Raw genomic sequence first — 14,086 nt, 5'->3', positions numbered from 1 at the left:
TTTATGGCTAAGTTAAAAACAGCTTTTTTTTGTCAGAATTGCGGCACCCAGTATTCCAAATGGCAGGGGCAGTGCAATTCGTGCAGGGAATGGAATACCATTGTTGAAGAAGTAATCCAGAAGGAGGAAAAACAGGCATGGAAACCATCGTCACCCGAAGTTAAAAGAGCGGCAAAGCCATTACGCATCAATGAAATAGACTCTTCTCAGGAAATTCGCCTTAATACGGGCGACGGAGAATTAAACCGAGTACTGGGCGGTGGCCTGGTACCCGGTTCGCTTACCCTTTTGGGCGGAGAACCCGGTATAGGTAAAAGTACGCTACTATTGCAAATATCGCTTCGCCTTCCTTACAAAACACTTTACGTATCGGGAGAGGAAAGCCAGAAACAGATAAAAATGCGTGCCGAAAGGATTACCCCATCGGCAGACAATTGCTTTATCCTAACCGAAACCAAAACACAGAATATTTTTAAACAGATAGCAGCGATTGAACCCGAAGTAGTGATAATTGACTCTATCCAAACGCTGCATACTGATTTTATAGAATCGTCGGCAGGAAGTATTTCACAGATAAGAGAAACCACTGCCGAGCTTATTAAATTTGCCAAAGAAACCAATGTACCGGTTATCCTTATTGGCCACATTACCAAAGACGGTAGTATTGCCGGACCAAAAATACTGGAGCATATGGTAGATACCGTACTACAGTTTGAAGGCGACCGTAACCACGTATACCGCATACTGCGCTCTCTTAAAAACCGATTTGGATCTACTGCCGAACTGGGTATTTACGAAATGCTGGGAACAGGGCTTAGAGAAGTGGCAAACCCATCGGAAATATTAATATCCCACAAGGAAGAAGAACTTAGCGGTACAGCAATAGCCACCACTATGGAAGGCATGCGCCCGCTTATGGTTGAGATACAGGCACTGGTGAGTTCTGCCGTATATGGTACTCCGCAAAGAAGCACAACAGGGTACAATGCCAAAAGGCTCAACATGGTACTCGCCGTACTGGAAAAAAGAGCCGGATTCAGGCTGGCAGCAAAAGATGTTTTCCTTAACATTACCGGCGGTATCAATGTAGATGACCCTGCTATTGACCTTGCCGTAGTGGCAGCCATACTATCTTCTAACGAAGACATACCCGTAGGAAAAGACTTTTGTTTTGCAGGAGAAATAGGCCTTTCGGGAGAAATTCGTCCCGTTAACCGTGTGGAACAGCGCATTTTAGAAGCCGAAAAGTTAGGTTTTTCCACTATTTTTGTATCTAAGTACAACAAGATTTCACTTAAAAACACCCTGATAGAAATAAAGCTGGTCTCTAAAATAGAAGATGTAGCAGGTCATTTATTCGGGTAACAGGATACATTATGCGAAAAATCAATCCAAAAAAAGCAGCTTTAATTACCCTTAAAATAGTTGCCGCACTACTGGTACTTTTAATTATAGGCTTTTTTGCCTTTCGCAATACATTTTTAAATAAGGCTATAGATAAAACCATAGCCAAAATGAATACCGAATACAACAGCACGTTTACTGTTGGCAATGCTTCCTTTAAGGGACTATCGGGCATTGAGGTTAGCAATGTATCATTAAAACCCAAACAGGGTGACACTCTGCTTAAAATTGAAACCGTAAAAACAAGCATTAACCTGTCCCGTCTTTTAGCAGGCGAAGTACAGCTGGGCACGCTTGAAATGAAAAACGGTTACATCCAGCTAATCCAAAACGAAAAAGGAAAAAACTTTGAATCATTCCTGCATCGCAAAAAGGGAACGGTATCAAAAACCAAAAGCGAAGGTCCTGATTACGCCCGTAAAACTTATAAACTGCTCCATAAGCTGTTAAACCTTATCCCTACCGATATGCAGCTGGAAAACCTGGCACTTACCGTTAACGATAACGGCCGCAAGGTAAACCTCAACCTTAAACAGCTAAGACTGGTTAACGAGCAACTGGAATCGTTTATGGCGGTGGAGACCGACAGCCTTTCGCAAAACTGGGAAGTAAAAGGTTTTGCCGACCCAAGAAACAGACAGGCCGACCTTAAATTCTATAACTCAGACAAAGGCAGGATTATTGTACCATATCTTGACGAGCGTTTCGGACTCAAATCAGGTTTTGATTCCATTAGGGTAAATGTGGAGAATATTGACCTGAGCGGAGACGAATTCAGGGTAGACGGTTTTGCTTCCATCGGCAACTTTATGGTAAACCATCCTAAAATCGCTAAAAAAGATGTAGTAATAAACAGTGCCCGTTTTGATTATCATTTTCTTTTCGGTCCTGATTTTATAGAACTGGACAGCACCTCTGCCATGCAACTCAACAAAATAAAAATACAGCCGTTTGTTCGTTACAGTATAGAGAAAGATACCGTTTATCAGTTAAAGGCAACAATTCCTGATATGAAAGCACAGGAGTTTATCAACTCCTTACCTAACGGACTGTTTACCCATTTTGAAGGTATGGAAGCCGATGGTAATTTTAGTTATCAGCTCGACTTTATGTACAACAAGAACAAGCCAGACGATATTGTTTTTGACAGTAGCCTGAAAAAAGAAGGCTTTAAAATCAAAAAATACGGCGATGCCGATTTGGGTAAACTCAACACCTCGTTTGTATACAGAGCCATTGATAACGGCGTTAAACAGCGCCCTATAGTTGTGGGTCCGGATAACCCTAACTACACACCATATGACCATATCCCCGATTTTCTTAAAAATGCTGTATTAACAAGCGAAGACCCTTCGTTTTTCCATCACAGGGGATTCATTAACGAAGCATTTAAACAAAGTATCGTAAAGAACATACAAACCAAAAAATTTGCACGTGGTGCCAGCACCATAAGCATGCAGTTGGTCAAAAATGTTTTCCTGACCCGTGAGAAGACCCTTTCACGAAAACTGGAAGAAATACTGTTGGTTTACATACTGGAAAACAACCGTATTACCAGTAAGGAAAGAATGTTTGAAGTATACCTCAACATTATTGAATGGGGACCTAATGTATATGGCGTAGGCGAAGCAGCTCAATACTATTTCCAAAAACCACCACTGGCTCTGTCGCTTGACGAGTCCGTTTATCTGGCAAGTATCATCCCGAGGCCTAAAAAATTCATGTGGCGTTTTAACGACAGAGGTGAGCTAAGAGATTTTGCCGTAACACACGACAACTATATCAAGAAGCTAATGGTAAACCGTGGCGTGATTCAGGCGAATGACACCACTGGTCAAACCGGACAGATTGATGTTACCGGACCTGCAAGAGAATGGCTTAAAATTAGGGAAGAAGCCGTACCGGAAATTGACACTACCGAGACAGCAGGATTCTTTAAAAAACTATTTGGCGGAGAAAATTAATCCCCTCTCCCAACCTTTGGTCCATTTTTATGCTCTATAACAATAAATGCAAATTAAATTGTTATGAGAGCACTTCTTATTATTCTATTATTAGCAGGCAATGTAATGATGGCACAAAAACCCGTGTTTACAAATGCCGAAGCAAAATCGGCCACCGTATATTTTAACGGCGCCGAACTTACCCATACAGCAAACGTAAAACTACCGGCAGGCACGAGTGAAATAGTAATTAAAAACGTAGCCGATTACCTTAATGAGAGTACGGTGCAAATTGGTGCACCATCTACCCTTACTGTACTTTCGGTACAGTTTACCCGAAATTATATTTCAGAATATACACCGGATGAAACCTCTCCGCAGGTAAAACAAGTACGTGATAGTATTACCCTTTTAACCAAGGAACTGAACAGGGTTAAAAATGCCAAAACATCTGAAGAAAAAATACTGGAATTACTGGACAAGAACAATCAGGTATACGGTCAGGATTCGGGGCTAAGTGTGGCCGAGCTTATGAAAATGGTAGACTATTATAAAGCCAAAAGAACAGAAACTGCCAATACCATAAATACCTTAACGGGACAGGAGAGAAAAATCACTGAAAACATTACCCGCCTTAACCGAAAACTGGAGGTAAACACCAGTAAAACTGAAAAAGACTCGCAGGGCAAACTGGTACTACAGGTAATGAATGAAACGGCAGGTAATGTTCCGCTTTCCATAAGTTACCTTACACCAAGTGCCACTTGGTCTCCTTTTTATGACCTTAGAGCCGAAAGTATATCTGAACCTATTAACATGATGTACAAGGCACAGGTAACACAACAAACCGGAATTGACTGGAAAAAAATAAAACTTACCTTATCAAGCGGACAGCCCAATCAAAACAATGAGGCCCCTATACTAAGCGCGTGGTTCCTTAGATTTAATGATCTTCGTAATTACCGTAGCGGGGATGTTTCTGTAATGAATAGCTTAAAGGGACAGGTAGCAGGATTAGAAATTTCTAATGGAGAAGCTTCCCCTACCGGAGATGTTGTAATAAGGGGATATTCTTCTATTGATAAATATGTAGCCATAACAGAAAACCAACTTACGGTTTCTTTTGATATCGATGTGCCTTATGATATTTTAAGCAACGGTAAAAAGCACAGTGTAACTCTTAAAGAAATTAAGCTCCCTGCCTCATACAGGCATTACGCTGTACCTAAACTGGAAAAAGAAACTTTCCTGCTTGCTGAAATAGAAGACTATTCCAAATACAACCTGTTAAGCGGCGAAGCCAATATAATATTTGAAGGTATGTATGCCGGAAAGACCTACATAGACCCAAACAGCACCAGTGATACACTTAGGTTAAGTATGGGCCGTGATAAGAAGGTATCGGTTAAAAGAGAAAAAGTAACCGATAAGTCGGGATCCAAATTCCTGTCATCTTACAAAGAGCAAACCTTTACCTACGACCTCACTGTAAAAAACAACAAAAAGGAAACCGTATCGCTTATGCTAAAAGACCAATACCCTATTAGTACTGATAAGGATATTCAGGTAGAGCTACTGGAGAGCGACGGTGCCAAAATAAACAAAGAAACCGGAGTTTTAACCTGGGAACTGAAACTAAAACCGGGAGAGAGTAAGAAACTTCGTATAAGCTATAAAGTACGCTACCCGAAAGATAAGCCTGTTTACAACCTATAAGTTTTTGTTAACCAGCTTGTTGTATTGTTAATTTATTATTACTTTTAGAAAACAACCAATACAATTTAGCTATGAGAACACTATTTACTTTTGTTGTTTGTCTCTGTACAGGGGCTGTTTTTTCACAGGCGCAACCCGAACTGGAAATGTATGCTACAGGGTTTAATTCGCCGGTAGTAATAACCAATGCCGGAGACGAGCGCATATTTATAGCCGAACAGGGTGGGCTTATCCGTTTTATTGATGATGTAAATCCTGATGCTACTACCTTTCTGGACATAAGCGATCTTATCTCAACCGGAGGAGAACGCGGACTGTTAGGGCTGGCTTTCCATCCTGACTATGCCACCAACGGATATTTTTATGTAAACTATACCAATGGCGACGGCACAACAGTTATTTCCCGCTTCACTGTAAGTGATGCAGATGAGAATGCTGCCGACCCCGACAGTGAAGTAATGATGATAAACGTACCACAGCCGTTTAGCAACCATAACGGTGGCTGTTTACAGTTTGGTCCAGATGGTTACCTGTACATTGCTATGGGTGATGGCGGTAGTGGTGGCGACCCTAACAACTATGCCCAGAACCTGGAAAGTTATTTAGGTAAACTGCTTCGTATAGATGTGCAGGACGATGGCTCGTATGATATACCGGGAGATAATCCTTTTGCAGGAACAAGCAATGTAGAGGAGATTTGGGCTTATGGATTACGCAACCCGTGGAAGTTTTCGTTTGACTCGGCTACAGGTGATTTATGGATTGCCGACGTAGGGCAAAATGCCATTGAGGAAATAAACAAAGTTGACGGGACTTCGGCAGGGCTTAACTACGGATGGCGTTGTTACGAAGGCAGTGATGAATATGATATGAGTGAATGTGCCGGAGTTACAGAAACCGTAATGCCATATGCGCAATATACCCATAGTGAAACAGGAGGCTGCTCCATAACAGGAGGCTATGTGTACAGGGGAAGTATGTATCCAGGCATGCAGGGTATGTATTTTTATGCCGATTACTGCTCTAATGTAGTAAGCTCTATAGATCCCGAAGGAAACATTGAAGAAGTTGAAACTGTAGGCGGAAGTAACTTTACCACGTTTGGCGAAGATGCTAACGGAGAGCTATACATTACAGGAATGAGCGGCATTATATACCATATAAAAGATGCTAACCTAGGGCTGGAAGATGTTAACGGTAGTCAGTTTGCTGTTTATCCTAACCCGGCATCACAAAACCTGTTTATAAAAAATAATACTGTGAATACTCCTTTAGAGAGGGCTCACATATATGATACAAGCGGAAAAGTACTTTTAAACAAACCGCTGGAAAATATTGAACTGAACAGTCTTGATATATCAGGACTTTCAAACGGCTTATACATTTTAGCCCTTACCGATGCAAACGGTTCTAAGTATAATTATAAATTATCCGTAAAATAAACAGAAAAGACTGTTACAGAGTTTTTATCATTTCGACGATAGGAGAAATCTCTCTTAACTAATTGAGATTTTTCGACTCCACTTCGTTTCGCTCAAAATGACAGTACTACTGTAACAGTCTTTTTTTTTTTAAATATAAATTTTCTTAATTATATATCATTAAGCATTTTTGAAATTTCGTCCAGTTTTGGCGTAAGGATAATTTCTATCCTTCTGTTTTTAGATTTCCCTTCTGCCGAATCATTTGTAGCTATAGGAGCAAACTCTCCCCTACCGGCTGCGGTAAGATTTTTAGGATCTACATCTTTATTCTCACGAATAATGTTTACGATAGCTGTAGCACGCTTGGTAGAAAGATCCCAGTTATCAGCAATCTGTCCTGATCCGTTATAAGGTACATTATCAGTATGTCCTTCAATAAGCACAGTAATATCAGGATTGGCAGCAAGTACTTTAGCTACTTCGGTTACTGCTCTTTTCCCTTCAGTACCTACTGTCCAGCTACCGGAATTGAATAACAGCTTGTTCTCCATAGATACATATACCTTTCCGTTTTTATGCTCTACAGTAAGACCTTTACCTTCAAAACCGTTAAGGGCTCTTGAAAGGGTTTCTTTAAGTGCTCTCAAACCTTCTTCCTGAGCAGCAATCATACCTTCAAGCTCGTCTACACGTTGCGAACGCTCCTGCAGGTCGCTTTTAAGTTTGTTTAATCTTTCCTGCTCGGCAGCCAGGGCTTTTTCTTTAGCTTCAAGTTCGGCTAAAAGTTCCCTGTTCTTTTTCATATTACTGTCAAGCGCAGCACTACTGTTTTTCTCTAATGCGCTGTATGATGCCTTAAGGTTGTCAAGGCTGTTTTTTGTTGCAGCATAATCGGCAGCAAGTTTATCTCTTTCCTCTTTAGCCTTATCCAGTTGTGACTGTAAATCTTTCGACTGAAGATCAAGATTGTTTTTCTCCTGAGCCAGTGTTGAATTTTCATCGGCCAGGGCACGGTTTTCTTTTTTAAGATCGGCATATTTATTTTCCAGATCCTTATAAACCTTTGATGACACACACGATGTAGTAAGTGCCATTAAAAGTATACCTGCAGTAATTTGCTTTACCATTTGTGTATTCGTGTATTTAGTAATTAATTAGGTTCTTATTCAAATTCCACTACTATAGGGCAGTGGTCACTGTGTTTGGCTTCGGGTAAAATAACAGCCCTTGTAAGCCTTTCGCGCATTGGTTCGGTAGCCATGGCATAATCTATACGCCACCCTTTGTTATTGTTACGGGCATTGGCCCTGTAACTCCACCAGCTGTAATTGTGCGGTTCTTTATTAAAATGACGGAACGTATCTATAAATCCGTTTTTGATAAAGGCATCCAGCCAGGCTCTTTCTTCCGGAAGGAAACCTGATACTTTTGCATTTCGCACCGGGTCGTGAATATCTATCGCTTCGTGACATATATTGTAGTCACCACATATAATAAGGTTAGGGATTTCTTTTTTCAGGTTATCCACGTAGTCGTGAAAATCCCTCATGTACTGAAACTTATGCTCTAACCTATCGATATTAGTACCTGATGGCAGGTAAAGACTCATTACCGAAAACGTATCGAAGTCAAGCCTTATATTACGCCCTTCAAAGTCCATATAATCAATTCCTGTACCATAAACCACGTTGTTTGGCTTATGCTTGGAGAATATTGCTACACCGCTATATCCTTTTTTCTGAGCCGAAAACCAATAGTGATATGGATACCCAGCAGCCTCAATTTGCTGTACGTCTACCTGATCGTGAGTTGCTTTTGTTTCCTGTAGGCAAATAATGTCGGGGTTGGCCTGTGTTAACCACTCCATAAACCCTTTTGTAAATGCTGCCCTTATACCATTTACGTTGTATGAAATAATCCTCATTTTCACTTTTTATTTGGTTCAAAAATAACCAAAAAAGGATGAATATAACAATTTGTGCAACAATACATTATAACCGACTTGTTTTCAGAAAACTACAAAAAAACTGACCTTTTACTACCTTAAAAACAATAATCGCCCCCACCGTTTGTTCAGAATTGTTATCTTTGTTTCTTGCAGTAACACTAATGTAAATGAGCTTAGTTACCTCTAAAGAAGTTGCAAAAGCAATTAAAGCCGATAAATATGGGGTTTTGGGAACCTTTTCGGGCTGGTTGCTAATGAAAGTTCTAAAGATATCAACCCTAAACAAAATATACGATAGGAACAAACATCTTGAGGGTGTTGAGTTCCTTAACTCTATATTGAACGAATTTCAGATTAAGTTTGAAATTCCTGAAGAAGACTTAAAACGTATCCCCAAACAGGGACCTTATATAACCATATCAAACCATCCGCTGGGAGGCATAGACGGTATACTACTTTTAAAATTAATGGTTGAAAAAGACCCTAACTTTAAAATTATTGCCAACTTTTTACTCCACCGCATTGAACCGCTTAAACCGTTTGTAATGCCGGTTAATCCTTTTGAAAACCATAAGGATGCAAAATCGAGCGTTGCCGGGATTAAAGATGCTTTAAGACATTTGAGTGATGATATGCCATTGGGAATTTTCCCTGCCGGTGAGGTTTCTACCTACAAAGACGGAAAATTACTTGTAGACAAACCCTGGGAGGAAGGAGCCATTAAGCTTATAAAAAAAGCACAGGTTCCGGTTATACCTATTTACTTCCACGCTAAAAACAGCAGACTGTTTTACTGGCTGTCTAAAATAAGCGACACTATGCGTACGGCAAAACTGCCTAGCGAACTGCTTACACAAAAAGACAGGGTTATTAAAGTAAGGATAGGTAAACCTATTTCGGTTGCCGAACAAAACGAATATGAAACTGTTGAGGCGTACTCTGAGTTTTTAAGAAGAAAAACCTATATGCTTGCCAATCCTTTTGAGAAAGGCACTAAGCTTATAGACACTTCTAACCTTACCTCGAGCCTTAATATTAAAATACCAAGAAGCCCTAAAGAAATTGCAGGCCCTGCTAACCATACCCAAATACTTTCGGAAATAAAGCTTTTAAGAAAAGGGGATTATCGCCTTTTACAAAGCAAGAACTATGAAGTGTTTTTTGTTTCGGCAGATAAGATTCCGAACATACTGCATGAAATAGGCCGACTTAGGGAAATTACATTTAGGGAAGTAGGCGAAGGAACTAATGAGTCGCTTGACCTTGATAAATACGATAAGTACTACCACCACATGTTCCTTTGGGACGAGGATGCCAAGTGCATTGCAGGGGCTTACCGTATGGGACTGGGTACCGAGATTTACACCAAATACGGTATAGACGGTTTTTACCTGCACGATCTTTTCCGTTTTGAACCTGAACTGTATGATATGATGTCAAAATCCATTGAAATGGGCAGGGCATTTATCATTAAGGAATACCAGCAAAAACCAATGCCGCTATTCCTGCTGTGGAAAGGTATTGTACACACCACATTAAGATACCCTGAACACAAGTACCTTATAGGCGGGGTAAGTATTAGTAATCAGTTCTCTGAGTTCTCAAAATCACTGATGATTGAGTTTATGAAGTCGCACTATTACGACCCATACATTGCCCAATACATCCACCCGAAAAAAGAATACAAAGTAAAACTTAAGGATGCCGATAAGGATTTTGTTTTCAACGAAACCGAATCTGACCTTAATAAGTTTGATAAGATTATAGAAGAAGTGGAACCTAACAACCTTAGGCTACCGGTTCTTATTAAAAAATACATTAAGCAAAATGCCAAGGTTATTGCCTTTAACGTAGATCCGCTATTTAATAACGCTATTGACGGACTAATGTACATAAGGATAGCCGATTTACCGGAAAGCACTGTAAAACCGGTAATGGAAGAGTTTCAGGCTGAACTGGAACGTAAGCTTTCTGAGAAAGAAGAACAATAAAAAAAGCCTTCCATTTGGAAGGCTTTTTTTATTTTATAGCAAGCATGCAACACTACTAAACACCTATTTCATTAAGTTCGTTATAAGGATTTTTAGGATCTTCGCCATACTGGTTAGAACCACGATTACCCTCGGTAGCTAAAACGACAATTAACCAAATAGTACCAATTAGTGGTATAAGAGATATTAGCAAAAACCATCCGCTCTTATTTACATCATGCAGCCTTCTTACTGATACAGCTAAACTAGGAAGAAGTAAAGCCAAACCGTAAATATTGCTTATAAAACTTAATCCAAGCACATAGCCTATAATACCCAAAACAATGGATATTAAAAAATTACATAAAACGAAATACCAATACTCACTTCTTCTTGCTCTTCCGCTAAAATTCACATAGTTATCTCTAACTACTTTTAAATACCAATTAATCATCTTTTTTATTGTTTGGTTTGTCCTACTCTTAAGGATTTTCAGTTACTCCCTGTTATATTGTTCAGCTCAAAAAGCGAAAATAGTTTATTTATTATAATAATTTATTTCCTTAAAAATATTTTTAATTAAAAAATGCTCTGTCAACAGGTTCCCACAGTTCAATTTTATTCCCCTCGGGGTCTACTATCCAGGCAAATTTGCCATAATCGTACGCTTCGGGCTCTCCAACAAGGGTTACACCTTCCTCTTTTAGTTTGACCAGCAAACCATCCAGATTATACACCCTAAAGTTTTGCATAAACTGTTTTTGTGAAGGCTCAAAGTATTTGGTATCGGCTGCAAAAGGCGACCATTGTGTAGATGCTTTATTACCCTCTTCATCCATCCACCAAAAAGTACAGCCATAATCATCGGTATTAAGACCCAGGTGTTTTTTGTACCAGTCTTTAAGTTTAGACGGGTCTTCACTTTTAAAGAAAAACCCTCCTACTCCTGTAACACGTTTTTCCGGCTCATTGGTTTCCGGTTCCCCGAAGTATAAAACCTTAATCTTATCTACAATTACCTGTGCCAGTCGTTCATGGCTTTCAAAAGTCCACCCGGCAATATGCGGAGACAACAGCAGCCTATCTGAATTTAGCAGATACTGAAAAGCTTCGGGTATATTACTATCTGTAAATAAATGTTCAAATGAAGATTTTTCGTATTCCAGCACATCCAGTGCAGCACCTAAAACTTTACCGCTCTCTATCGCATCGGCTAAATCGTTAGTCACAACACTTTTTCCACGTGCTGTGTTTATTAACCAAAACGGTTTGGCAAAAGCATTAATAAAGTCGGCATTAACCATTTTATTCGTTTCGGGAGTCCAGGGGGTGTGCAGGCTAAGCACATCTGCTTTCTCCTGCAACTCTTGTAGCGAAACCTGTTTAGCATTGGCATCGCCTACCATTGGTTTTATATCGTAGCACAATACCTCAACATCAAAACCACGTAGTTTTTTAGCAAACGATTTACCCATATTACCATAACCGATAATGCCTACCGTTTTTCCGTCTAGCTCATGCCCGCGATTACCTTCCCTTATCCATTTACCCGAACGTATTTCTCTGTCGGCACGGTTAAGGTTATTAAATAGCGACAACAGCATACCCAAAGCCTGCTCCCCTACCGCATTACGGTTCCCTTCGGGAGCAGCGATAAGGTTTACGCCTTTGGCTTCGGCATAGTCACAATCAATACTCTCCAGTCCTGCTCCCACACGGGCTATGAACTGAAGGTTTGTTGCCTTATCCAGAAAAGCTTTATCGATATCAAAACGGCTGCGGATAACAACACCGTTATATTCGTGAATTTTAGCTTCTATTTCCTCTTTGGTCGATTTGTAGTCGGCGTGATTTTCAAATCCGGCCTGTTCCAACTGATCCCATAAAACAGAATTGTTGCTGTCTATATGTAAAACCTTTACGTTTTTGGCATTTAAAGTCATATCACTTGTATTTGTGACACAAAGTTACCAAAGTTTATTACATATTTACGAAAGCGTTTCGTTATGCTGCGAAAGATCCAACCCCAGTTGTTCTGATTCCTCCGAAACACGAAGGGGAATAAACAGGTTCGTGAATTTATAAAGCAGTAACGCTCCAAAGAAAGAGAAAAGTGCCACAAGCACTAAGGCAATCATATGGTGTGTAAAAACACCCCATCCGCCATGCAGTAAACTAGCATTTTCACCCTCGGCAAAAATAGCCGTAAGTATCATACCCATAATACCACCCACACCGTGGCAGGCAAAAACATCAAGGGTATCGTCTATTTTTTTAAGCTGTTTCCAGTGCACCATTACGTTAGACACTATAGCAGCCGCAAAACCGAAGAATATACTTTTAGGAATAGATACAAACCCGGCAGCAGGTGTAATAGCTACAAGTCCCACAACAGCACCTATACAACAGCCCAGTGCCGAAACTTTCCTTCCGTTAAGCCTGTCAAAAAATGCCCAAGTAAGCATAGCCGAAGCCGAAGCAATGGTTGTAGTAGCAAATGCCATGGCTGCAGTGTGATTTGCCGCCAGTGCCGACCCGGCATTAAAACCAAACCAACCAAACCAAAGCATCCCTGTACCAAGAAGTACAAAAGGTATATTAGTAGGTATATGTTCTACATTTTTACGTTTACCCAATACCAGTACCCCTGCTATGGCCGCAAAACCGGCACTCATGTGTACAACGGTACCTCCTGCAAAATCCTTCACACCAAAATAGGCACCAAGGAGTCCGTTAGGATGCCAAACCATGTGGCACAACGGTGTATAGATAAACAGACAGAAAAGACATATAAACAAAAGGAATGATATAAAACGGATACGTTCTGCCAGCGAACCCGTAATGATAGCCGGAGTGATAACGGCAAATTTCATTTGGAAAAGGGCAAACAGGATAAACGGAATTGTTGATGCCATTTGCGCATGCGGGTGTTCGTCTACAAAATCGAAAAATGCAAAATCAGTTGGGTTACCTATAATACCATATTTAACGCCGTCGATAGTTATACCTATGGACTCCCCAAAAGAAAGGCTGAATCCTACCGCTACCCATAACAGACTTATTACCCCCAGGCAGATAAAGCTTTTAAGCATGGTGGAGATCACGTTTTTTTTCCCAACCATCCCTCCGTAAAAGAAGGCTAACCCCGGTGTCATTAACAATACCAGGCACGAAGCCGTAAGCAACCAGGCCACATCGGCAGGTACTATGGTATCAGTACTGTTAAATTGTGAAGTCGTTTCGGTAGGAGAGGCATGCTCCCAAAATAATCCGGTTATAGCAACCGCAGCAGTAATAAAAAAAGCAACAATCCAGCGTTTTTCTAATTTCTTTTCCATAATACCCCTTAAAATTACAGGGTCAAATATATAAAAATATAGCTTTTTAATTATTGAAGCTTATATTTTTGAGGGTATTTTAAAAACAGCCCTACTTTTTCCCTTTATTTTTTTGATTTACTAATTAATGCTTTCAAAAAGATTTCTTCTTCTAAATTAGTCAGTACTTTTTTAACATCCCAACCGGAAATTAGTTTTTCGTCATTGATGGATATTTGTTCACCATCTACTTTTCTTCTCAAAATATCAGACAACAAAATCAAATCACATGAATAGTAATTTGGATAGTTATCTTCAATAAAACTCCAGTCCATAGTATAATTTAAATTTTATTAAAGATAGA

10 protein-coding genes and 2 pseudogenes are annotated in these 14,086 nt (G+C 40.0%); 5 read left to right on the top strand and 7 right to left on the bottom strand.

What is annotated here, in order from left to right:
- Positions 1-3: 3 nt before the first annotated feature.
- The 4 genes from radA to GN157_RS11260 all read left to right on the top strand — a co-directional run bounded on the left by radA (position 4) and on the right by GN157_RS11260 (position 6,505).
- Complete coding sequence (gene radA / locus GN157_RS11275; RefSeq protein WP_035131364.1) at positions 4-1,365, top strand: DNA repair protein RadA; 1,362 nt, start codon at positions 4-6, stop codon at positions 1,363-1,365.
- Between the two features lie 11 nt (positions 1,366-1,376).
- Positions 1,377-3,368, top strand: coding sequence for a transglycosylase domain-containing protein (locus GN157_RS11270; RefSeq protein ID WP_157483499.1), 1,992 nt, complete (start codon positions 1,377-1,379; stop codon positions 3,366-3,368).
- A 63-nt stretch (positions 3,369-3,431) separates the two neighbouring features.
- Positions 3,432-5,063, top strand: coding sequence for a DUF4139 domain-containing protein (locus tag GN157_RS11265; RefSeq protein ID WP_157483498.1), 1,632 nt, complete (start codon positions 3,432-3,434; stop codon positions 5,061-5,063).
- A gap of 71 nt (positions 5,064-5,134) precedes the next feature.
- Positions 5,135-6,505, top strand: coding sequence for a PQQ-dependent sugar dehydrogenase (locus GN157_RS11260; RefSeq protein WP_157483497.1), 1,371 nt, complete (start codon positions 5,135-5,137; stop codon positions 6,503-6,505).
- Positions 6,506-6,654: 149 nt separating this feature from the next.
- On the opposite strand, the gene GN157_RS11255 is transcribed toward GN157_RS11260, so the two are convergent.
- Together GN157_RS11255 and GN157_RS11250 are read right to left on the bottom strand one after the other, a co-directional pair.
- Complete coding sequence (locus GN157_RS11255) at positions 6,655-7,614, bottom strand: OmpA family protein (protein ID WP_157483496.1); 960 nt, start codon at positions 7,612-7,614, stop codon at positions 6,655-6,657.
- A 35-nt stretch (positions 7,615-7,649) separates the two neighbouring features.
- Positions 7,650-8,411: an exodeoxyribonuclease III gene (locus GN157_RS11250; protein ID WP_035131374.1), complete on the bottom strand. Its 762-nt coding sequence runs from the start codon at positions 8,409-8,411 to the stop codon at positions 7,650-7,652.
- Between the two features lie 191 nt (positions 8,412-8,602).
- Between GN157_RS11250 and GN157_RS11245 the strand changes: the two genes are divergently transcribed.
- Positions 8,603-10,426 carry a GNAT family N-acyltransferase gene (locus tag GN157_RS11245; protein WP_157483495.1) on the top strand — a complete coding sequence of 608 codons (1,824 nt, stop codon included), beginning with the start codon at positions 8,603-8,605 and terminating at the stop codon, positions 10,424-10,426.
- Between the two features lie 55 nt (positions 10,427-10,481).
- Here GN157_RS11245 and GN157_RS11240 read toward each other — a convergent pair whose 3' ends face one another.
- The 5 genes and pseudogenes from GN157_RS11240 to GN157_RS11225 form a co-directional block, all read right to left on the bottom strand.
- Positions 10,482-10,859, bottom strand: a complete 378-nt coding sequence (locus GN157_RS11240) for a DUF805 domain-containing protein (RefSeq protein ID WP_157483494.1) — start codon at positions 10,857-10,859, stop codon at positions 10,482-10,484.
- A gap of 121 nt (positions 10,860-10,980) precedes the next feature.
- A pseudogene (locus tag GN157_RS18080) lies at positions 10,981-11,313 on the bottom strand (VOC family protein); the annotation flags it as partial.
- 66 nt (positions 11,314-11,379) lie between these two features.
- Positions 11,380-12,348 (bottom strand): annotated as a pseudogene (locus tag GN157_RS11235) (2-hydroxyacid dehydrogenase); the annotation flags it as partial.
- Positions 12,349-12,393: 45 nt separating this feature from the next.
- On the bottom strand, positions 12,394-13,743 hold the full coding sequence (locus GN157_RS11230; protein WP_157483493.1) for an ammonium transporter: 1,350 nt from the start codon (positions 13,741-13,743) through the stop codon (positions 12,394-12,396).
- Between the two features lie 104 nt (positions 13,744-13,847).
- Positions 13,848-14,057 (bottom strand): hypothetical protein, encoded by a 210-nt coding sequence (locus GN157_RS11225; protein ID WP_157483492.1) that lies wholly within the window; start codon positions 14,055-14,057, stop codon positions 13,848-13,850.
- Positions 14,058-14,086: the final 29 nt, after the last annotated feature.

The sequence above is a fragment of the Flavobacterium rakeshii genome, assembly GCF_009741375.1.
Classification (GTDB): Bacteria; Bacteroidota; Bacteroidia; order Flavobacteriales; family Flavobacteriaceae; genus Flavobacterium; species Flavobacterium rakeshii.
This window is presented reverse-complemented; position numbering and strand designations above follow the sequence as displayed.

Bases quoted from the DNA above. Each gene is read 5' to 3' on its own strand.
- radA (WP_035131364.1), top strand. From the start codon at position 4: ATGGCTAAGTTAAAAACAGCTTTTTTTTGTCAGAATTGCGGCACCCAG.
- GN157_RS11270 (WP_157483499.1), top strand. From the start codon at position 1,377: ATGCGAAAAATCAATCCAAAAAAAGCAGCTTTAATTACCCTTAAAATA.
- GN157_RS11265 (WP_157483498.1), top strand. From the start codon at position 3,432: ATGAGAGCACTTCTTATTATTCTATTATTAGCAGGCAATGTAATGATG.
- GN157_RS11260 (WP_157483497.1), top strand. From the start codon at position 5,135: ATGAGAACACTATTTACTTTTGTTGTTTGTCTCTGTACAGGGGCTGTT.
- GN157_RS11255 (WP_157483496.1), bottom strand. From the start codon at position 7,614: ATGGTAAAGCAAATTACTGCAGGTATACTTTTAATGGCACTTACTACA.
- GN157_RS11250 (WP_035131374.1), bottom strand. From the start codon at position 8,411: ATGAGGATTATTTCATACAACGTAAATGGTATAAGGGCAGCATTTACA.
- GN157_RS11245 (WP_157483495.1), top strand. From the start codon at position 8,603: ATGAGCTTAGTTACCTCTAAAGAAGTTGCAAAAGCAATTAAAGCCGAT.
- GN157_RS11240 (WP_157483494.1), bottom strand. From the start codon at position 10,859: ATGATTAATTGGTATTTAAAAGTAGTTAGAGATAACTATGTGAATTTT.
- GN157_RS11230 (WP_157483493.1), bottom strand. From the start codon at position 13,743: ATGGAAAAGAAATTAGAAAAACGCTGGATTGTTGCTTTTTTTATTACT.
- GN157_RS11225 (WP_157483492.1), bottom strand. From the start codon at position 14,057: ATGGACTGGAGTTTTATTGAAGATAACTATCCAAATTACTATTCATGT.